The organism is Achromobacter sp. 1011791174 (genome assembly GCF_059760925.1).
On the sequence record NZ_JCBANH010000046.1, the window covers coordinates 1 to 17,798 of the forward strand.

Annotated in this window: 20 protein-coding genes and 1 tRNA gene; 14 read left to right on the forward strand and 7 right to left on the reverse strand. The window is 66.9% G+C overall.

What is annotated here, in order from left to right:
• The 10 genes from AC6LJ5_RS16810 to ychF all read left to right on the forward strand — a co-directional run.
• The coding region (locus tag AC6LJ5_RS16810; protein WP_498141077.1) for a methyl-accepting chemotaxis protein at nt 1–521 on the forward strand (521 nt) is incomplete at its 5' end.
• Nucleotides 522–568: 47 nt separating this feature from the next.
• Nucleotides 569–1,543 (forward strand): 4-(cytidine 5'-diphospho)-2-C-methyl-D-erythritol kinase, encoded by a 975-nt coding sequence (ispE, locus tag AC6LJ5_RS16815; protein WP_498141078.1) that lies wholly within the window; start codon nt 569–571, stop codon nt 1,541–1,543.
• A gap of 1 nt (nt 1,544) precedes the next feature.
• A tRNA-Gln gene (locus AC6LJ5_RS16820) sits at nt 1,545–1,621 on the forward strand.
• Nucleotides 1,622–1,781: 160 nt separating this feature from the next.
• Complete coding sequence (locus AC6LJ5_RS16825; RefSeq protein ID WP_199770925.1) at nt 1,782–2,732, forward strand: ribose-phosphate pyrophosphokinase; 951 nt, start codon at nt 1,782–1,784, stop codon at nt 2,730–2,732.
• Nucleotides 2,733–2,862: 130 nt separating this feature from the next.
• Nucleotides 2,863–3,477: a 50S ribosomal protein L25/general stress protein Ctc gene (locus AC6LJ5_RS16830; protein WP_103271074.1), complete on the forward strand. Its 615-nt coding sequence runs from the start codon at nt 2,863–2,865 to the stop codon at nt 3,475–3,477.
• 96 nt (nt 3,478–3,573) lie between these two features.
• Nucleotides 3,574–4,170: an aminoacyl-tRNA hydrolase gene (gene pth, locus AC6LJ5_RS16835; RefSeq protein WP_103271073.1), complete on the forward strand. Its 597-nt coding sequence runs from the start codon at nt 3,574–3,576 to the stop codon at nt 4,168–4,170.
• A 53-nt stretch (nt 4,171–4,223) separates the two neighbouring features.
• Nucleotides 4,224–5,006, forward strand: coding sequence for a CPBP family glutamic-type intramembrane protease (locus AC6LJ5_RS16840; RefSeq protein WP_498141079.1), 783 nt, complete (start codon nt 4,224–4,226; stop codon nt 5,004–5,006).
• A 264-nt stretch (nt 5,007–5,270) separates the two neighbouring features.
• Nucleotides 5,271–5,771 carry a hypothetical protein gene (locus AC6LJ5_RS16845; protein ID WP_498141080.1) on the forward strand — a complete coding sequence of 167 codons (501 nt, stop codon included), beginning with the start codon at nt 5,271–5,273 and terminating at the stop codon, nt 5,769–5,771.
• A 9-nt stretch (nt 5,772–5,780) separates the two neighbouring features.
• Complete coding sequence (locus tag AC6LJ5_RS16850; RefSeq protein ID WP_498141081.1) at nt 5,781–6,314, forward strand: hypothetical protein; 534 nt, start codon at nt 5,781–5,783, stop codon at nt 6,312–6,314.
• A 257-nt stretch (nt 6,315–6,571) separates the two neighbouring features.
• Complete coding sequence (gene ychF, locus AC6LJ5_RS16855; protein WP_212314181.1) at nt 6,572–7,663, forward strand: redox-regulated ATPase YchF; 1,092 nt, start codon at nt 6,572–6,574, stop codon at nt 7,661–7,663.
• A gap of 107 nt (nt 7,664–7,770) precedes the next feature.
• Here ychF and AC6LJ5_RS16860 read toward each other — a convergent pair whose 3' ends face one another.
• The 3 genes from AC6LJ5_RS16860 to AC6LJ5_RS16870 form a co-directional block, all read right to left on the reverse strand.
• Nucleotides 7,771–8,892: a glycosyltransferase family 4 protein gene (locus AC6LJ5_RS16860; protein WP_498141082.1), complete on the reverse strand. Its 1,122-nt coding sequence runs from the start codon at nt 8,890–8,892 to the stop codon at nt 7,771–7,773.
• A 329-nt stretch (nt 8,893–9,221) separates the two neighbouring features.
• On the reverse strand, nt 9,222–9,725 hold the full coding sequence (locus tag AC6LJ5_RS16865) for a DUF2938 domain-containing protein (protein ID WP_498141083.1): 504 nt from the start codon (nt 9,723–9,725) through the stop codon (nt 9,222–9,224).
• 69 nt (nt 9,726–9,794) lie between these two features.
• Nucleotides 9,795–10,697 (reverse strand): DMT family transporter, encoded by a 903-nt coding sequence (locus AC6LJ5_RS16870; protein ID WP_498141084.1) that lies wholly within the window; start codon nt 10,695–10,697, stop codon nt 9,795–9,797.
• Nucleotides 10,698–10,834: 137 nt separating this feature from the next.
• On the opposite strand from AC6LJ5_RS16870, the gene AC6LJ5_RS16875 reads away from it, so the two are divergent.
• From AC6LJ5_RS16875 to AC6LJ5_RS16890, 4 genes are all read left to right on the forward strand, one after another.
• Nucleotides 10,835–11,434, forward strand: coding sequence for a helix-turn-helix domain-containing protein (locus AC6LJ5_RS16875; RefSeq protein ID WP_498141085.1), 600 nt, complete (start codon nt 10,835–10,837; stop codon nt 11,432–11,434).
• 107 nt (nt 11,435–11,541) lie between these two features.
• Nucleotides 11,542–11,667 carry a hypothetical protein gene (locus AC6LJ5_RS16880; protein WP_498141086.1) on the forward strand — a complete coding sequence of 42 codons (126 nt, stop codon included), beginning with the start codon at nt 11,542–11,544 and terminating at the stop codon, nt 11,665–11,667.
• Nucleotides 11,668–11,945: 278 nt separating this feature from the next.
• Nucleotides 11,946–14,441, forward strand: coding sequence for an AsmA family protein (locus tag AC6LJ5_RS16885; protein ID WP_498141087.1), 2,496 nt, complete (start codon nt 11,946–11,948; stop codon nt 14,439–14,441).
• Nucleotides 14,438–14,830 (forward strand): MOSC N-terminal beta barrel domain-containing protein, encoded by a 393-nt coding sequence (locus AC6LJ5_RS16890; RefSeq protein ID WP_103271064.1) that lies wholly within the window; start codon nt 14,438–14,440, stop codon nt 14,828–14,830. Before AC6LJ5_RS16885 ends, AC6LJ5_RS16890 begins: the two co-directional genes overlap by 4 nt.
• Nucleotides 14,831–14,852: 22 nt before the next feature.
• Here AC6LJ5_RS16890 and AC6LJ5_RS16895 read toward each other — a convergent pair whose 3' ends face one another.
• The 4 genes from AC6LJ5_RS16895 to rsmD all read right to left on the reverse strand — a co-directional run bounded on the left by AC6LJ5_RS16895 (nt 14,853) and on the right by rsmD (nt 17,595).
• Nucleotides 14,853–16,073 (reverse strand): benzoate/H(+) symporter BenE family transporter, encoded by a 1,221-nt coding sequence (locus AC6LJ5_RS16895; protein WP_392410025.1) that lies wholly within the window; start codon nt 16,071–16,073, stop codon nt 14,853–14,855.
• Nucleotides 16,070–16,321, reverse strand: a complete 252-nt coding sequence (locus AC6LJ5_RS16900) for a YfhL family 4Fe-4S dicluster ferredoxin (protein WP_103271062.1) — start codon at nt 16,319–16,321, stop codon at nt 16,070–16,072. Before AC6LJ5_RS16900 ends, AC6LJ5_RS16895 begins: the two co-directional genes overlap by 4 nt.
• Nucleotides 16,322–16,466: 145 nt before the next feature.
• On the reverse strand, nt 16,467–16,970 hold the full coding sequence (coaD, locus tag AC6LJ5_RS16905) for a pantetheine-phosphate adenylyltransferase (protein WP_103271061.1): 504 nt from the start codon (nt 16,968–16,970) through the stop codon (nt 16,467–16,469).
• A 58-nt stretch (nt 16,971–17,028) separates the two neighbouring features.
• Nucleotides 17,029–17,595 carry a 16S rRNA (guanine(966)-N(2))-methyltransferase RsmD gene (gene rsmD, locus AC6LJ5_RS16910; RefSeq protein WP_103271060.1) on the reverse strand — a complete coding sequence of 189 codons (567 nt, stop codon included), beginning with the start codon at nt 17,593–17,595 and terminating at the stop codon, nt 17,029–17,031.
• Nucleotides 17,596–17,798: the final 203 nt, after the last annotated feature.

Genomic DNA, 17,798 nt, shown 5'->3' on the forward strand with positions numbered 1-17,798 from the left:
ACGGCATTGCCTTCCAGACCAACATCCTGGCGCTGAACGCGGCCGTGGAAGCGGCGCGCGCGGGCGAGCAGGGCAAGGGCTTCGCCGTGGTCGCGAGCGAGGTGCGCACGCTCGCCCAGCGCAGCGCCGCGGCGGCCAAGGAGATCAAGCAATTGATCGAGGACTCCACGCAGAAGGTCGGCGTGGGCTCGGCCCAGGTCGAGCGGGCCGGCGCCACCATGCGCGAGATCGAGGATTCCGTGCAGCGCGTCACCAGCCTGATGGGCGAGATCTCGGCCGCGTCCGAAGAGCAGTCCAGCGGGATCGATCAGGTCAACCGCGCCGTCGCGCAGATGGACAATGTGACGCAGCAGAACGCGGCGCTGGTGGAACAGGCCGCCGCCGCGGCCGGCGCGCTGGAGGAGCAGGCGCGCCAGCTTGCGGACGCGGTGTCGGTGTTCAAGCTGCCCGGCGGGCAGGTGATCGAGGCGCAGGCCGCGCCATTGCAGGGCGCGTCCGGCGCCACGCCGCAGCTGGCCTGAGCGCGCTGGCTAAAATCCGGGAATCGCATCCGTTCCGGCCGATTCCCGTGACTCTCTACGACGTACCCGCGCCCGCCAAGCTCAACCTGTTCCTGCATGTCGTGGGGCGGCGCGCCGACGGCTACCACCTGCTGCAGACTGTGTTCCGCTTCATCGACCTCTGCGACACGCTGCATGTCGAGACGCGCGCCGACGGCGTCATCAGCCGCGCCACCGACCTGCCCGGCGTGCCCGAGGACCAGGACCTGACGGTGCGCGCCGCGCGCGCGCTGCAACGCGCCACCGGCACGCGCCAGGGGGCGCAGATCAGCCTGGAAAAGCGCATCCCGCAGGGCGGTGGCCTGGGCGGCGGCTCCAGCGACGCGGCCTCCACGCTGATCGCGCTGAATCGTCTGTGGGGCACGAATCTCAGCCGGCGCGAGCTGATGGACCTGGCGCTGCCGCTGGGCGCGGACGTGCCCGTGTTCGTGTTCGGGCAATCGGCCTTTGCCCAGGGCGTGGGCGAGGATCTCAGCGCGGTGGCGCTGCCCGAGCGCGCCTATCTGGTGGCCCAGCCGGATGCCAGCGTGCCGACTGTTGGAATTTTTTCCGCAGAGGATTTGACAAGGGATACTTCTTCGATCACAATAGCGGACTTTCTTGCTTCGCCTACTTTCTGCGCCGAAAATTGCACTGAAAGCGAAGCGGGATCTGGTCTAAACGCCAGGCCCGCCAGCTTCGAATTTTTTGGCAGGAATGATCTGGAGCCGGTGGTTTACCGTCTTTATCCTGAGGTTCTCAGGGCATCGCGGTGGCTTACTGAACATGGAATACATGTTCGTATGTCGGGGTCTGGTGCGTGTTTGTTCGCCGAATACTCCAAGCTTTCCGAGGCCGTTTTGGCGAAAACGGAAATTACCGCTACAATGCGCGGCGCTGTTAAAATAAATAGTTTTCAGCAAACCGCTCATCCACGGTTTCGGTTGGTTCAGGCTTGCGCCGGATTAGCTGAACACCCACTGCGGGATTGGATTGCAAGATAGTTGGGGAGTCGCCAAGCTGGTTAAGGCACCGGATTTTGATTCCGGCATGCGAAGGTTCGAATCCTTCCTCCCCAGCCAGCCGAATACATAAAAAAGCTGTTGAACACGCCTGTCAGACACTGGCCCCGGTTCAGCAGCTTTTTTGTTTTCCGGTCAGGTTCTGCTGTAGCGCAACACCTCGCATCACCCCGCCTCACCCCGTTCGCGTCTGTTTCAAACGACCATCGCATCATCCATCATGGCAAACGATAGTTTCATGATCTTCACGGGCACCGCCAATACTCGGCTGGCCGTGGACGTAGTCAACCACCTCGACATGTCCCTGGGCAAGATGACCGTGGGTCGCTTCTCGGACGGCGAGGTGATGGTCGAGATCAACGAGAACGTGCGCGGCAAGGACGTCTTCGTCCTGCAGCCCACCTGTGCGCCCACCAACGACAACCTGATGGAAATCATGGTGATGGTCGATGCCCTGCGCCGCGCCTCGGCCGGTCGCATCACCGCCGCCATTCCCTATTTCGGCTACGCCCGCCAGGACCGTCGCCCGCGCTCGGCGCGCGTCGCGATCTCGGCCAAGGTCGTGGCCAACATGCTGCAAGTGGCCGGCGTGGACCGGGTCCTGACGATGGACCTGCACGCCGACCAGATCCAGGGCTTCTTCGACATCCCCGTGGACAACATCTACGCGGGCCCGATCCTGCTGGGCGACATCTGGCGCCGCAACTTCTCGAACCTGGTCGTCGTGTCCCCGGACATCGGTGGCGTGGTGCGGGCCCGCGCGCTGGCCAAGCAGCTCGAAGCAGACCTGGCCATCATCGACAAGCGTCGTCCGCGCGCCAACGTGTCGGAAGTGATGAACATCATCGGTGAAGTCGACGGCCGCACCTGCATCATCATGGACGACATGGTCGACACCGCCGGCACGCTGTGCAAGGCGGCCCAGGCCCTGAAGGACCGCGGCGCCGGCGCCGTCTACGCGTATTGCACGCACCCCGTGCTGTCGGGCGGCGCGATCGAGCGCATCGAGGGCTCGGCCCTGGACGAGCTGGTCGTCACCGACACCATCCCGCTGTCCGAAGAAGGCCAGGCCAGCGGCAAGATCCGCCAGCTGTCCTGCGCGGCGCTGCTGGGCGAGACCATCCTGCGTATCTCGAACGCCGAATCGGTCAGCTCGCTGTTCGTCGACTGAGGCCCGTCGGCATTATCCGGATTTGCGTCTTGCTGGTCGCGGCAGGACGCGAAAAACACGGCGCGCATCTTGTGCGCCGTGAACACAACCGGCGAACCCGTTTCGCCATTTTTTGCTTTTGGAGTTTTCCATGAAATTCAATGCCACTGCGCGTAGCGTCCAGGGTTCGAGTGCGAGCCGCCGCCTGCGCCGCGCGGGCCGCGTTCCCGCCATCGTTTATGGCGGTACGGCTGCCCCCCTGAACATCGAACTCGACCACAACGAGATCTACCACGCCCTGCGCAAGGAAGAGTTCCACGCTTCCATCCTGCAAATGGCGCTGGAAGGCGCGGCCAAGGAAGAGCAAGTCCTGCTGCGTTCGGTTCAATGGCACGCCTACAAGCCGCAAGTCCTGCACGTGGACTTCCAGCGCGTGGACGCCAACCAGGCCCTGCACACCAAGGTGCCGCTGCACTTCCTGAACGCTGAAGTCTCGCCGGCCGTCAAGCTGAGCGGCGCGATCATCAGCCACGTGCTGACCGAGCTGGAAATCACCTGCCTGCCGGCCGCCCTGCCGCAGTTCATCGAAATCGACCTGAAGGACCTGCTGCCCGGCGCGTCGGTCCACCTGGCCGACATCAAGCTGCCCAAGGGCGTGACCTACGTCCCGCACGGTGGCGAGCCGAACCCGCTGCTGGCCGCTGCCGTGGTCAAGGGCGGCGCTGCCGCCGCTGACGACGCCGCCGAAGCCGCTCCGGCCGCCTAAGCCAGGCCGCGAGCCCTCGGGCTTGCGCAAGGCTGACGCCGAAACCCTGCGCGTGCATTTGCATGCGCAGGGTTTTTTGGTTTAAACACCCCCATCATGTCTACTCCCATACGCCTCATCGTCGGGCTGGGCAATCCGGGCCCCGACTACGAAACCACCCGGCACAACGCCGGCTTCTGGCTGGCCGATCACCTGGCCGATGATCTGCGCGCGTCCTTCGCGCTGGAGAAGTCGTTCTTCGGCATGGTCGCCAAGGCCCGGCTGGGCGCGGACAACGTGCTGCTGCTCAAGCCCAACACCTACATGAACCGTTCCGGCCAGGCGGTCGGCGCGCTGGCACGCTTCTACAAGCTCGCGCCCGAGGCCGTGCTGGTGCTGCATGACGAGCTGGACCTTATGCCCGGCCAGGTGAAACTCAAGCAGGGCGGCGGGCACGCCGGCCACAACGGCCTGAAGGACATCCAGGCGGCGCTGGGCAGCCCCAACTTCTGGCGCCTGCGCATCGGCATCGGCCATCCGCGCACGCTGGGGCTGGCGCAGCAGGTCGCGGACTTCGTCCTGCACCCGCCGCGCCGCGAAGAGCAGACGGCGATCGAGGCCGTCATCGACCGCTGCCGCGCCGTGGTGCCGGCGATGCTGGCCGGCGATTTTCCGCTGGCGACGCGGCAACTTCACAGCGGCAACGATGCCTAACGGGATTGTGGCCGTCCGCCGCGGTCGATGAGCCCGCGCCTTGAATCGTTGAAATGCCCATGTCCGACCAGCCTGCCGTCCCAGCGTCCCGCAAACTGCGTTTCCGCGATGAACTGGTCGATTTCTGGCGCTTCATCCGCCGGCCGAACGCGGCGCGGTTGACGGGGCGTGGACCGGGCGGCGGCGTGTGGCGTGATTTCTGGCCGGGCGTGCGTCCCGGCCGGCTGCTGGCCTGGGCGCTGCTGCTGTGGTGCGTGAACCTGTTCGCGCTGGGGCCGGTGGCGGTCGCCGCCGCCGGACTCGCGGGGGCCACGCATAGGCTGGATCCCACCAACATCCCCTGGCTGACCGCCATCATCTGGGCGCCGCTGGTCGAGGAAATGCTGTTCCGCTATGGCCTGCGACGGCCCAGGCAGGCGCTGTGGCTGTGCCCGGCGCTGGTGCCCGTGGTGCTGTGGGGGCCGCGCATCTGGACCGGGCTGCTGCTGGCCGCGTTCCTGTTGCTGGTCGTCTGGGCGCTGATCCGGCGCGCGCAGCCGCTGCAAGGCTGGGATACGACCTGGCGTCGCTATTACCTGAAGCACTTCGGTCTGGTGTTCCATCTGGCCACGCTGACCTTCGCCGCCGTGCACCTGAGCAATTTCGTCTTCAGCAAGACGCCGTACTGGCTGCTGCCCTTGCTGGTGCTGCCGCAATGGCTCACGGGTCTGGCGCTGGGCTGGATGCGGGTGCGTAGGGGTATCGGCGCGGCCATCGCGTTGCACGCCGTTTTCAACGCGGGGCCGATCGTGCTGATCTGGGCGGTGATGCGCTGGGTGCCTGGGGCGGCGGCGTAGGGCGGACGCTATGGCTGGGGCCGCATCCGGCCTGCTCTTTTCGGTTTCCGCCCAAGTCTGGCGACAAATCCGACACTCTTTCGACGTCACCGGGCACAGTGTTCTCTACACTGCCTCTTTGGCCCGAGTGCATGCGACTTCGATTCCCTGCGGGCGGCGCCATCACGACAAGATCGAGTTCGCGCTTGTTCGCTCACGACAATGCCACGCGATAGATTGCCGGGCGGGGAACCATCAGCAATGTCCATCAGAGATGCCGGGATCATGACCGACCTGAAGCGCTTCATCGAAAGCCAGAAGATGCTCGCGGCCACGCAGGCGCAGGTCGGCTGGACCAGGCGCCGCGAACGGTGGGTGAGCGAGCTGGCTCTGCTTTTCGGCTGGATTGGCCATCAACTGGAGGCGGCGGGATTGGGGCCGGATGCGTTCGAGCAGCCTTCCGTCAAGCTGCATGAAGAAAGCCTCGGGCACTACGAGGCTCCGTCATTGTCGGTCCGGCTTCCCACCGGGCTTTGGGTGGATTTCAATCCCAGGGCCACCGTGATCATAGGCGGCTACGGCCGTGTCGATGTGCAATCCCGTCACGCGCTCAAGCAGATCAGGCTGATCGCGCTCGACGCTGACGAAGATAGGGAGTCCGACGATCATATGGCCGCCGATGCAAGGGAATGGGCATGGCGAGTGTTTCCGGCGACAGGAACGGCGGGTTCCTATCCGTTGGATGCTGCTGGCTTGGGGCAGATCTTCGCAGATCTGCTGGACTGAGGCGCCGGCATGTTTCCCGACATTGCCAGGGCGCGCCATTGGTACTACTCCACGAAGGACGGTTTGCTGTGCCTGCGGCGGGGCATCTCCGCGCCAAGACGTCCCGATGGCATCAGCGCCATCACGGACGATGCCACGTTTGGCATGACGCAAGCAGAGTGGAAAGACTACCTTCACGCGCGCTTAGGTGAGCACGAGCTGTTCGCTTCCCTTGCCTTGATGGCGGCATGCGAGGAGGCGATTCGCCGGGATGTGCAATGGCGGATTTCTGGACAGAGATCGCAGCATCACGGCTTTTCCTGGGTGTCAGGGAAGGGTCATCTCAAGATATCGACAATCCTCAATCGCTGGATCCAGGTTGTTGGCGCCAATAGCTACGCAGGCAGGCGGCTAAATCGATTGTTGGGCATGTACATCGGCCGCAATGCCCTGGCTCACGGTCTTGCGCCTATGGGCAGCGTGGTGTTCGAGGCAATCTGGGAAGAGCTGTGCAAGATAGAAGACAAATGGAAGCAGGCCGTGCCGGACTTCCGTGGATTCTGAGGGACACAGTCCTGTCCAGGATTCAGGTGGTGCATGCATGACCCCCGTGGTCACCTCCGGTTTTCCGGCCTGCGCCCAGTCGCGCAAAACGGTTAAAATGCGCCTTTTCCGGACATGTGCGACCAAGCGCCCGGCAAGTCCGCCGGCTCCGCGCCTTGCGCGCCAGTGCCCGCGGCCTCCCGCCATCCCCGCGCGGGGCGGCAAGATGTACCGCACTCACATTGGGCGCATAGCGCCTTGATACGTATAGGATTCCCATGGCTCTGCAATGCGGCATCGTCGGCCTGCCCAATGTCGGCAAATCGACGCTTTTCAACGCTCTGACCCGCGCCGGCATCGCCGCCGAGAACTATCCGTTCTGCACCATCGAGCCCAACGTGGGCGTCGTGGAAGTGCCGGATCCGCGCCTGCAGAAGCTGGCCGAGATCGTCAAGCCCGAGCGCATCCTGTCGGCCACGGTCGAGTTCGTGGACATCGCCGGCCTGGTGGCCGGCGCGAGCAAGGGCGAAGGCCTGGGCAACCAGTTCCTCTCGCACATCCGCGAGACCGACGCCATCGTCAACGTGGTGCGCTGCTTTGAAGACCCGAACGTGATCCACGTCGCCGGCAAGGTCGACCCCATCGCCGACATCGAGGTCATCGAGACCGAGCTGGCGCTGGCCGACCTGCAGACCGCCGAGAAGGCCCTGCAACGCCACCAGAAGACCGCGCGTTCCGGCGACAAGGAATCGCAGCGCATCGTGGCCGTGCTGGAAAAATGCGTGGCCCAGCTGAACGAAGCCAAGCCCATCCGCGCGCTGGACCTGACGACCGAAGAAAAGGCGGACATCGCCCAGCTCTGCTTCATCACCGCCAAGCGCGCGATGTACGTGGGCAACGTGGCCGACGACGGTTTCACCAATAACCCGCTGCTGGACCGCCTGACCGAGTTCGCCGCCAAGCGCAACGCGCCCGTGGTCGCCATCTGCGCCGCCATCGAGTCCGAGATCGTCGACCTGGACGACGCCGACCGCCAGGCCTTCCTGAGCGACATGGGCATGGAAGAGCCGGGCCTGAACCGCCTGATCCGCGCCGCCTTCAAGCTGCTGGGTCTGCAAACGTACTTCACCGCCGGCGTGAAGGAAGTGCGCGCCTGGACCGTGCCGATCGGCGCCACCGCGCCCCAGGCCGCGGGCGTGATCCATACCGACTTCGAGCGCGGCTTCATCCGCGCGCAGACCATCGCCTACGAGGACTACATCGCCTACAAGGGCGAGCAGGGCGCCAAGGAAGCCGGCAAGATGCGCGCCGAAGGCAAGGAATACATCGTGCAGGACGGCGATGTGATGAACTTCCTGTTCAACGTCTGATCCCGGCCCGCGCACCCGCTTCCCACGGAACGGATGCGCCCAGCGGCAAAAGCCGAGCCCCACCATCTGGCGGGCCTCGGCTTTTTTTCATAGCGCCTCATCGCGCCTCAGCGCCCGCGCTTGCGCCTGATCGCCACTTCATACGCCCGCAGCGTCTCATCCATCTTGCGCCCCAGCTGGAAGTTGTCTTCGGCGAAGACGCGCGCCTGCTCCACCACCCGACGAGCCCGTGCGGGATCGCTCCAGATACCGGCCACGTGCCCGGTGAATCCGGCCACGTCGCCCGGCTCGGCCAGCCAGCCGGTCGCGTCCGGCTTCACGATCTCGGGCAGTCCGCCCACATTGCTGACCACCACCGGGCAACCGGCGGCGAAGGCTTCGGGCACGACGCGCGACCAGGCCTCGTTGGACGAGGGCACCAGCAGCGCGTCGGCGGCGTGGATCACCTGGTCGATGTCGCCGCGATGGCCGGCGAACACGGTATGGGCCGCGATGCCCAGTTCATCGGCCAGCGCGCGCAGCCGGGGGCCGAAGGCGGCCTTCTCGGCGGTGGGCGTGCCGACCACCAGCGCGATGGCGGGGATCGCGCGCTGGCGCAGTTGCTGGACCACGCGCAGCAGGTCGTCCTGGCGCTTTTCCGGGCGCAGCATGCCGATGGTGGCGACCACGAAGGCGTCGGCGTCCAGCCCGAGTTCAGCGCGCATGCGCTGGCGCAGCGCGGCCTTGTCCACGTCCAGGAAGAAACGCTGGTCGGCCCATTCGCCGACCACGCTGACGCGCTCGGCCGGCGCGAAGCCGGCTGACACGATGTCGTTGCGGCCTTCGCCGCTGGTGGCGATGACGTGATGGCAGCCGACGCGCCATTCCAGGCGTTTGCGCAGGCTGGTGCGCAGGTACTTGGCGAAATGGCGGGTGCGCACGACGGCGCACAGGTCCTGGCACAGCGCGCTGGTCTTGCCGTCCGCGCGGCTGTGGGCGTCGATGACCTCGATGCGCAGGCGCTTGACCAGCCGGCGCAGCCCCAGCACGGTGGACGGCGAGTAAGCGGATTCGAAGTCGATGCCCACGGCTTCCAGCGAGCGCTCATGCGCCGCCTTCAGCGTCTCGCTGCCGGGCGGCGCGGCGATGGCCACGACATGTCCTTGCTCCTTGAGCCACTGCGCCTGTTCCAGGACGCGGAATTCCATGCCGCCCAGATGGGAGCCGGCCAGGGTGTGCAAGATCTGCATGAGGGTCGAAAAAGAGGGAGGGCGCGCCTTGCTGGAGGCCAATCCGGCTGGAAGCGCTGGAGAGGCCGTGGCGTGGCGCGCGGGCCGTTCGCGCCGCGTGGCCAGCGGGCGGGGGCGGTGGCGCTGGGCGCGGCCCTGGAGCCGTGCCTGCGGCTTGGCCGCGTCCTGCCGCCCGGGTAGCGGCGCGTGGCTGGATTCTAGGGGCTTTTCGGGAAATGTAAAGACGGCCCGCGCTGGCGGGCCGGCATGAGACTCGCAAGCGCGGCCTGTGGATTCGCGCGTGGAGTGGCGGGGCGCGTTCAGTCGCGTTGCGCGTGACGGGCGACGGATCAGGACGCCAGCGCCGCCCGGCAGGCCAGTCCCGCCAGATACAGTCCGACGCCGAAGGACGCGTGCGCCATCAGGCTGCGCAGCCGCGCTACCGGCGGGTTGGGCGTCCTGGATGCGGCGATGCCCGCGCCCATGCCGGGCTGCAGGATGAAGAAGGGCGCGGCCACCGTGCCGATGCCGACCAGCAGCGCGGGCAGGAAGGTCGGGTGCTGCGCCCATTGCGGTCCGGCGAGGAGCAGCAGCAGGGCCGCGAAGACGACGCCGATGGCGTAGTGCGCGATCCAGCCGATGGCGGCTTCCGCCGCGACCGGTTCGGCCTTGCCGATGTTCGGGTGGATAAACCGTCCGCGCGGCAGATGGCCGATCCAGCGGCCTACCATGGCGTAGTTCAGGCCGGGGATGTTGAAGCAGCGCTTGATGAACAGCGCCCAGGCGTCCATGACCAGCGTGGCGCCGGCGCCGATCAGCAGGATGCGGACGAGGAAATCGGAATCGATGGTCATGGTCTCGGGGCGCGTGGCAGGATATGAAAGCGCCATTCATTCAATAAATTAATTGAATGATATTAAATATCAAGACGACCTGTCAACGCCGGCTTCGGCCGGACCGTTGGCGCGCGCCGGCCGGTTCATCGCCGCGGCGCTCAACAGGATCAGCGCCGCCCCGGCGATCTGGATGGCGTTCATGCGCTGATCGAACGCCAGCGCGTCCACCAGCATCGCGACGATGGGGTAGATGAAGGACAGCACGCCGATGAGGCTGGTCGCGGTCTTTTGCAGCGCGCTGTAGAGCAGCGTCGACATCAGGCCGGTGTGGACCACGCCGATCGCGACAAGCAGGCCCCAGGCGCTCGGCTGGTCGGGCAGGGCGGCCGAGGGCGACATCAGCGCCGCGCCGATGAGAAGCTGGATCAGCACGATCAGATGCGGCGGCACGCCCTTCAAGCCCTTGGCGATGATGGCGGCGATCGCGTAGAAGAACGCGGCGCCCAGGGCCAGCGCGACGCCGGTGGCGAACGAGCCGCCCGCATGCAAAGCCGCTGCCGGCCGGCCCGCGACGATGGCCGCCAAGCCACCGAAGGCCAGCGCCAGGCAGGCGAGCTTGCGCGCGCCCGGTTTCTCCTTGAAGCACAACGCGCCCAGCGCGACCAGCATGAAGGGCTGCGTGTGATAGACGATGGTGGCGACCGAGATGGACGCGTGGCCGTAGGCGCCGAACAGCAGCGTCCAGTTCAGCGCCAGCGCCACGCCGCCCAGCACGCACAGGCCAGCCTGGCGGCGGCTCAGCAGGCCCGGCCGCAATTGCCCCAGCCAGCCGCAGACGGCCAGCATGGCCAGCGCGCCGAACAGGCAGCGCCAGAACACCGCGGCGCGCGGCGATACGCCGGCCGCCAGCACGAACCAGCCGACGGTGCCGGAAATGATCATCGCGGCCGTCATTTGCAGGGCGCCTCGGGTGTTGTCGGTGATGGGCATGAGTCGTCGTGGCTGGCGCCGGCCTTTCATATCGAACGATGGATTGATATAGTGAACAAATATTTAATATCGTTCGTCAAGTCGAACGTTCGGGTCCGCGAAAAACAAGCGGGCCTGCCATGGATCGGACCTGCAACATGCGCCAGCAACCTTCTCCCAGAGCGGATTTCGCAGCCAGCAACGCCGCGTCGCCGGCCCCCATCGGCCTGCTGGCGACCGCGCTGCGCCGCGAGCGCGAACGCGCCGGCATGTCGCTTGCCGAACTGGCCCGCCGCGCCGGGCTGGCCAAATCCACCTTGTCGCAGCTGGAGTCGGGCACGGGCAATCCCAGCCTGGAAACGCTGTGGGCGCTGGCGATGGCGCTGGATGTGCAGGTCAGCCGGCTGATCGGCGAGGCCCAGGCCAGGGTGCAGGTCATTCGCGCGCACGAAGGCGTTGCCGCCGTGTCCGAGCAGGGCAACTATGCGGCCACGCTGCTGGCCGCCTGCCCCGCGGGCGCGCAGCGTGATGTGTACCGGGTGCGGGCGCAGCCCGGCGAAGCGCGGCTGTCCAAGCCGCATGGCCCGGGCATGATCGAGCATGTGATCCTGGCGAGCGGCCGCGCGCGGATCGGGCCGCTGGGGCAGGAGGTGGAGCTGGCGCCGGGCGATTACATCCGCCATGCGGCCGACGTGCCGCATGTGTTCGAGGCGCTGGCGCCCGACACCGTTGCTGTGATGCTGCTGGAGCACGGCTGAGCGTTTGAACTTGTCTTGAGGATGATCCTCGCTTTAAGAATCTTCCCGCAGACTGAGCCCCGTGTCTTGCCTATAGTCTTGTCGCCAAGAGGTGGAAGGAGCAGGACATGAAGTCGTGGGCGATACGGATTGCGTTGGTGGGGGCGGCATTCGGCGTGCTGACCTGCCTGTCCAGCGCCTGGGCGCCCGTGGCGCGCGCGCCGTTGGCGCAGGACCAACTGATCGAGGACTAGCCGCGATGGCCGAGACGCGCGTGTGACGCTGGCACGCGGTCTCCGATTTGTTACGATAGCGATATCTGCATGCCGGCGTCGCCGGCGCTTTCCGCAGGCTTTTCCTTCAAGCACGCTTCTTCTCCGGCGCCGCGCCGCGGATCTGGCCGGCGAGGGGATTTGCCGCCGAAGGCAAATGGATTTCAAAACGCCCGCGGCCCGGCCGCCGGCGAAGCGCCAGCGCCGCGCGGCAGCGCGGCATCATAGGGATTTCCAGTCGAGGTACCGACGGGGCAGCAATGAAAACGTGGTTCAAGCGCATATTGATAGGCCTGGTAGTGTTGGTTGTCGTGGCCGTCGTTGGCCTGGCCATCTTCTTGCTGACATTCGATCCCAATGCGTACAAGTACAAGCTGGAAGAGCTTGTCAAGGAACGCTATGACCGCACCCTGACCATCGACGGCGAGATCGAGCTCTCGCTGTTCCCGCGCATCGGCCTGGCCGTGCAGGGCGTGTCGCTGTCCGAGGCCGGCAGCAAGGAAACCTTCGCGTCGATCGACAGCACGCGCCTGGCGGTGGCGGTGTGGCCGCTGCTGTCCAACAGCTTCGTGGTGGACCACGTCGCCATCAGCGGCCTGAAGGCGCGCGTGATCCGCGGCAAGGACGGCCAGTTCAACTTCAGCAACCTGGTGGGCGGCGCCGCGCCGGTGGTGACCGCGCCGGCCAATCCGGCCGAGGCCATCGCGGGCGCGGCCCAGACCGCCGCGCAGGCCGTCACCAGCGGCACCCTGCCGTCGTCGGGCAGCAACATGCAGATCGATATCGCCGGCCTGGACCTGAAGGACGGCGAGGTGCAGTTGCAGGACGCCATCTCGGGCATGGCCGTGGCGGTGACGCGCATCAACGCCAATACCGGCCGCGTCACCTTCAATCAGCCTTTCGACGTGCGCCTGACCGCCAAGCTCGAAGGCGGCAATCCGCGGGTGGACGCCAACCTGACCGGTCAGGCGCTGCTGACGCTCGATCCTTCGGCCAAGCGCTATGCCGCGCAGAAGCTGGATCTGCGGGTCGATGGCAAGCTGCCCGGCGCCGAGGCCAAGAGCCTGTCCATGCGCGGCAATCTGGCATTCAACGGCCAGAAGTCGGCGTTGGACCTGTCCGCGCTGGAAGTGCTGTTCCAGGGCGAGATCACCGATCCGGCCGCGCGCGCGACCAATGTCGAAGCCAGCGTGGCCGTGCCCAAGCTGTCCATGGATCCGCACAAGAGCCAGCTGCAGATCGAGAAGCTGGCCGTGCGCGCCAAGGGCGGCCTGGCCGACGGCCCGTTTGAATTCGCTGTTGACGCGCCCGCGCTCAATATTTCCCCGGCGTCGGCCACCGGCGAGGCCCTGACCGGCCGCGTGCGCGTGGGCGGCCTGGACGCCAGCTTCGGCCTGAACGGCATCAGCGGCAACGCCGGCGAGCTGGACATCAAGGAAGCCAAGCTGGACAGCACGTCCAAGAGCGGCGAGCGCATCGTCAAGCTGAACTTCGCCTCGCCGCTGTCGCTGAATCTGCTCCAGCGCAGCGGCGGCCTGTCCGGGCTGCGCGGCGACGTCAACATCACCGATCCCGGCCTGCCCAAGGGCAGCCTGCAGATCCCGGTCATCGGCAGCCTGAACGTGGATCTGCTCAAGGACCTGGCCAGCACCAAGATCAACGCCGTGCTCGAAGGCGGCAAGTTCGACCTGAGCGCCGACATCAGCAAGCTGCGCGACACGCCGTTGGTCAATGTCGCGCTGGCCGTGGACACGCTGGACCTGGACAAGCTGGCGCCGCCGGCCGCGGCCGCGCCCGCCAAGGCGCCGGCCGAAGGCAAGAAGGACGAATCCAAGCCCGCGCAGCCGGCCCCCGCGCCGGCCGCCGACGACAACATCAACCTGTCGGCCCTGGTCGGTCCCAGCGTCAACGGCACGCTCAAGATCGGCAAGCTGGTGGTGCGCGGCCTGAAGGCCGACGACGTGGCCGCCACGGCGAAGCTGGATAAGGGCAAGCTGGACGTATCCAGCCTGACCGCCGGCCTGTACGGCGGCAAGCTGGCCGGCACCTTGAGCCTGGATGCGGCGCAGGGCAATCAGATCGCCACCAAGCTGTCGCTGGCGGGCATCGCGATCGAGCCGCTGCTGATGGACCTGGCGCAGAAGAACGTGCTCAGCGGCACGGGCAGCCTGGCGCTGGACCTGAAGACCGCGGGCGCCAACGCCTACGCCATGAAGAGCGGACTGGGCGGCACGCTGCAGCTGCGCCTGCGCGACGGCGCGGTCAAGGGCATCAACCTGACCCAGACGTTGCGCGAGCTCAAGGCGGTCATCTCGCCCGATGCGCAGGACCACACCGTGGCCGCCGACAGCAGCAAGCAGACCGAGTTTTCCGAGATGGACGCCGACCTGGCCTTCACCAAGGGCGTCGCCGCCGTCAAGCGCCTGAACTTCGTTTCGCCGCTGCTGCGCGTGACGCAGGGCGAGCCGGCTTCCATCGATTTCGTCCGCAACGAGCTGGACTTGGTGGCGCGCGCGCGCGTCGTCAATCCGTCGGCCAGCGAGGAAGGCAAGGAACTGATCGACCTGAAGGACGTGACCATTCCAGTTCACGTCCGGGGCACGTTCGACAAGCCGTCCTATACCGTGCTGTGGAAGGAAGCCATCGGCGGCATTCTCAAGCGCAGCCTGGAGAACAAGCTGCGCGACGCCGTCACAGGCAAGGGCAAGGGCGGCGCGGCCGTGGACAAGGCGCTCAAGGGCCTGCTGGGACGATGAGCGACGCGCCGCAGCATCAGCCCGTCGCCGAGTGCGGCCTGACCGCGCAGCCCGAGGCCGCGCCCTATCACCGGCAATGGCTGGTGGCCAACGATTCGGGGCAATGGCTCAACCGCGAGCTGTGCCCGCGCCTGGCCGAGGTGTCGGTCGAGCTGCGCATGGGCTACCTGGTGCTGAAGGCGCCCGGCATGCTGCGCATGGACATCCCGCTGGACGTGATCGAGGACGACGACAGCGTGCGCTACAGCATGCGGGTCGGCGAGCAGGTCATCGACGTGGTGGACGAGGGCGAGCTGGCCGCGGCCTGGATCTCGAACTTCGTGCAGGTGCCCTGCCGCATCATGAAAGTGCATCCGGATACGCCGGTGTCCGCCTGGCCCGCTGCTTGAGGCGCGTGCAAGCCGGCACGTTTTACACGGCCGGTTTGCGCTGCTTGTACTCAAACAGGGTGTGGGCCAGCAGGCCCGCGACCAGGCCCCAGAAGGCCGAACCGATGCCCCAGAAACTGAAGCCCGAGGCGGTTGCCAGCAGCGTGATCAGCGCGGCCTCGCGCCGCGCCGGATTGGCCATGGCGGTGGCCATGCCGCCCATGATGGTGCCCAGCAGCGCCAGGCCCGCCAGCGCGGCCAGCAGCGCCGCGGGCAGCGCCTGGAAGAACACGGCCACGGCGCCGGCCACGATGCTCAGCGCGAAGTACGACAGGCCGTAGGTGGCGGCGGCGATGTAGCGCTTGGACGGATCGGGATGCGCCTCGGGGCCGGTGCAGATGGCGGCGCTGATCGCGCCCAGCGTGACGCTGTGCGCGCCAAAGGGCGCGGCCAGCAGCCCCAGGACGCCGGTGGCGGCGACCAGGCGCGACGCGGGCGGACGATAGCCGGAGGCCTGCAGGATGGCCAGACCCGGCAGGTTCTGCGAGGCCATGGCCACCACGAACAGCGGAATGCCCAGGCTGATGGCGGCCTGCGCGCTGAAGACCGGCGTGGTCCAGACGAATTCGGTCAGGTGCAGATTCAGCTGGTCGGTCTGGATGAGGCCCTGCGCGGCGGCCACGGCCACCGCCACGCCCATCACCACCAGCACGGCGTAGCGCGGCGCCCAGCGCCGGCACAGCAGGTAGGCGGCGCACATGGCCAGCACCAGCGCGGGCTGCTTGCCCAGGCTGGTGAAGACGCCCATGCCGAAATTGAGCAGCACGCCGGCCAGCATGGCCGCGGCGATTTCTCCGGGAATGCGGCGCAGGATGGGATCGATCCAGCCGAACAGGCCACAGGCCAGCGTCAGCGCCGCGGCCAGCACGAAGGCGCCCACGGCTTCATTGAAGGGCACGCCCGCCAGCGCGGTCACCAGCAAGGCCGCTCCGGGCGTGGACCAGGCCATGACGACGGGCAGGCCGGTGCGCAGGCTGTAGGCCGCGCCGCCGGCGCCCAGCACCAGGCTGAGCGAGCCGATCCACGAGCCGATCTGGGCGGCGTTCAGGCCGGCCGCATGGCCTGCCTGCACCATCAGCACGGCGGTGCCGCCGAAGCTCACCAGCACGGCGACCAGGCCGGCGGCGATGGCCGAGGCCGAGATGTCGCGGCGGGCGTGGGGGCGGGGAGAGGGAACGGAGTCTGGCTGGGCGGCGCCGCTCATGCGGCACCCGTCAGGCGGCGGTACTTGGCCATGAGCTGCTCCTGGCCTTCGTTCCACTGCGGATGCAGCTCGATGCACTCCACCGGGCAGACCACCTTGCACTGAGGCTCGTCATGATGGCCGACGCATTCGGTGCAGCGGTCGGGGTCAATGACGTAATACTCGTCGCCCATGGAAATCGCGTCGTTCGGGCACTGGGGCTCGCAAACGTCGCAATTGATGCATTCTTCGGTGATGGTCAGGGCCATGATGGGCGGCGGAGTCTGGCTGGGGGCTGGCCCATTGTAGCGCCGGGCCGCGCGGGCTCCCCGGCATGCCCATGCCGGCGACGGGCGTATCAACGCAAAGGGCGCCGCTGGGGCGCCCTTCCGGAGATGACGGGGACGGGTTCGTTCAGCCCGGCCAGGACTGCTCGCGCCGTTCCTTGGCCTTTTCCTGCAGCCAGCGCTCGACCGAGGGGAACACGAACTTGCTGACGTCGCCGCCCAGCTGGGCGATTTCGCGCACGATGGTGCCCGAGATGAACTGGTACTGGTCCGAGGGCGTCATGAACAGCGTCTCGACGTCCGGCAGCAGGTGGCGGTTCATGCCGGCCATCTGGAATTCATATTCGAAGTCGGACACGGCGCGCAGGCCGCGCACGATCACGCGGCCGCCCTGGTCGCGCACGAAGTCCTTGAGCAGGCCGCCGAAGCTCTGCACTTCCACGTTGGGATAGTGGCCGAGCACTTCGCGCGCGATCTCGACGCGCTCGTCGATGCTGAAGAAGGGCTTCTTGTTGCGGCTGTGGGCGATGCCCACCACGACTTTGTCGAAAAGCGCGGCGGCGCGGCGGACCAGGTCTTCGTGTCCTCTGGTCAGCGGGTCGAAAGTGCCGGGATAAACAGCGATGATCATGCGAGCTCCGTACCGTTATAAGTGGTGTACACCATCCTCCGAAGCTCGGATTATTGATCTATTTGCGCAATGCAGCAAATTCCAGCAGATGGTAGTGGACGGCGCCGGCCTTGTCCTGGCGCAGGATCTGGAATCCCGGGGGCGGTTCGACGGGGGTTTCGGCCTCGACATAGACCAGCCCGTTTTCGGTCAGGATGCCCGGCAAGAGCGGCCACAGGCGCGGCAGCCAGCCCTGTCCGAAGGGCGGATCGAGCAGGATCAGGTCAAATCGGGACGCATCCATCCGCTCCGTGACCTGCATCGCGTCGCCCACATGGATGCGTATCATGTCGGCCTTGAGCTTGTCGCGCAGCGTCCGCAGCGCGGACGCCGCCGTCCTGTCGCGCTCGACCATCTGCACATGCGCCACGCCGCGCGAGGCCGCCTCGAAGCCCAGCGCGCCGCTGCCGGCGAACAGGTCCAGCACCTGCTTGTCGGAGAACTCGCCGCCCCACAGGTGATTGAGCCAGTTGAACAGCGTCTCGCGCACCCTGTCGGGCGTGGGGCGCAACGTCTCCACGTCGGGCACGGCAATGGGGGTGCGCCGATATTGGCCCCCAACGATACGAATATACTTGTTACCCATGTTCAGCCGCTTCTTCAAGAAAAAAACCCCTCCGCCCGCCGCGCCGGTCCAGCCCGCGCCGCCGCCGGAGGCCGTGGACGCCGCTCAGGCGCCCGCGATCCCCGCCGCGCCGGCCCAGACGGCCGTCGCGCCCGCCATTCCAGCGCCCGCTTCCACGCAGCATAGCGCCGCCGCGCAGCCCGTCGCGTCGCCGGTAGCGCCCG

Coding starts and splice junctions, on each gene's coding strand:
- AC6LJ5_RS16825 (WP_199770925.1), top strand. CDS start 1,782: ATGGCAAACGATAGTTTCATGATCTTCACGGGCACCGCCAATACTCGG.
- AC6LJ5_RS16830 (WP_103271074.1), top strand. CDS start 2,863: ATGAAATTCAATGCCACTGCGCGTAGCGTCCAGGGTTCGAGTGCGAGC.
- pth (WP_103271073.1), top strand. CDS start 3,574: ATGTCTACTCCCATACGCCTCATCGTCGGGCTGGGCAATCCGGGCCCC.
- AC6LJ5_RS16840 (WP_498141079.1), top strand. CDS start 4,224: ATGCCCATGTCCGACCAGCCTGCCGTCCCAGCGTCCCGCAAACTGCGT.
- AC6LJ5_RS16845 (WP_498141080.1), top strand. CDS start 5,271: ATGACCGACCTGAAGCGCTTCATCGAAAGCCAGAAGATGCTCGCGGCC.
- AC6LJ5_RS16850 (WP_498141081.1), top strand. CDS start 5,781: ATGTTTCCCGACATTGCCAGGGCGCGCCATTGGTACTACTCCACGAAG.
- ychF (WP_212314181.1), top strand. CDS start 6,572: ATGGCTCTGCAATGCGGCATCGTCGGCCTGCCCAATGTCGGCAAATCG.
- AC6LJ5_RS16860 (WP_498141082.1), bottom strand. CDS start 8,892: ATGCAGATCTTGCACACCCTGGCCGGCTCCCATCTGGGCGGCATGGAA.
- AC6LJ5_RS16865 (WP_498141083.1), bottom strand. CDS start 9,725: ATGACCATCGATTCCGATTTCCTCGTCCGCATCCTGCTGATCGGCGCC.
- AC6LJ5_RS16870 (WP_498141084.1), bottom strand. CDS start 10,697: ATGCCCATCACCGACAACACCCGAGGCGCCCTGCAAATGACGGCCGCG.
- AC6LJ5_RS16875 (WP_498141085.1), top strand. CDS start 10,835: ATGCGCCAGCAACCTTCTCCCAGAGCGGATTTCGCAGCCAGCAACGCC.
- AC6LJ5_RS16880 (WP_498141086.1), top strand. CDS start 11,542: ATGAAGTCGTGGGCGATACGGATTGCGTTGGTGGGGGCGGCATTCGGC.
- AC6LJ5_RS16885 (WP_498141087.1), top strand. CDS start 11,946: ATGAAAACGTGGTTCAAGCGCATATTGATAGGCCTGGTAGTGTTGGTT.
- AC6LJ5_RS16890 (WP_103271064.1), top strand. CDS start 14,438: ATGAGCGACGCGCCGCAGCATCAGCCCGTCGCCGAGTGCGGCCTGACC.
- AC6LJ5_RS16895 (WP_392410025.1), bottom strand. CDS start 16,073: ATGAGCGGCGCCGCCCAGCCAGACTCCGTTCCCTCTCCCCGCCCCCAC.
- AC6LJ5_RS16900 (WP_103271062.1), bottom strand. CDS start 16,321: ATGGCCCTGACCATCACCGAAGAATGCATCAATTGCGACGTTTGCGAG.
- coaD (WP_103271061.1), bottom strand. CDS start 16,970: ATGATCATCGCTGTTTATCCCGGCACTTTCGACCCGCTGACCAGAGGA.
- rsmD (WP_103271060.1), bottom strand. CDS start 17,595: ATGGGTAACAAGTATATTCGTATCGTTGGGGGCCAATATCGGCGCACC.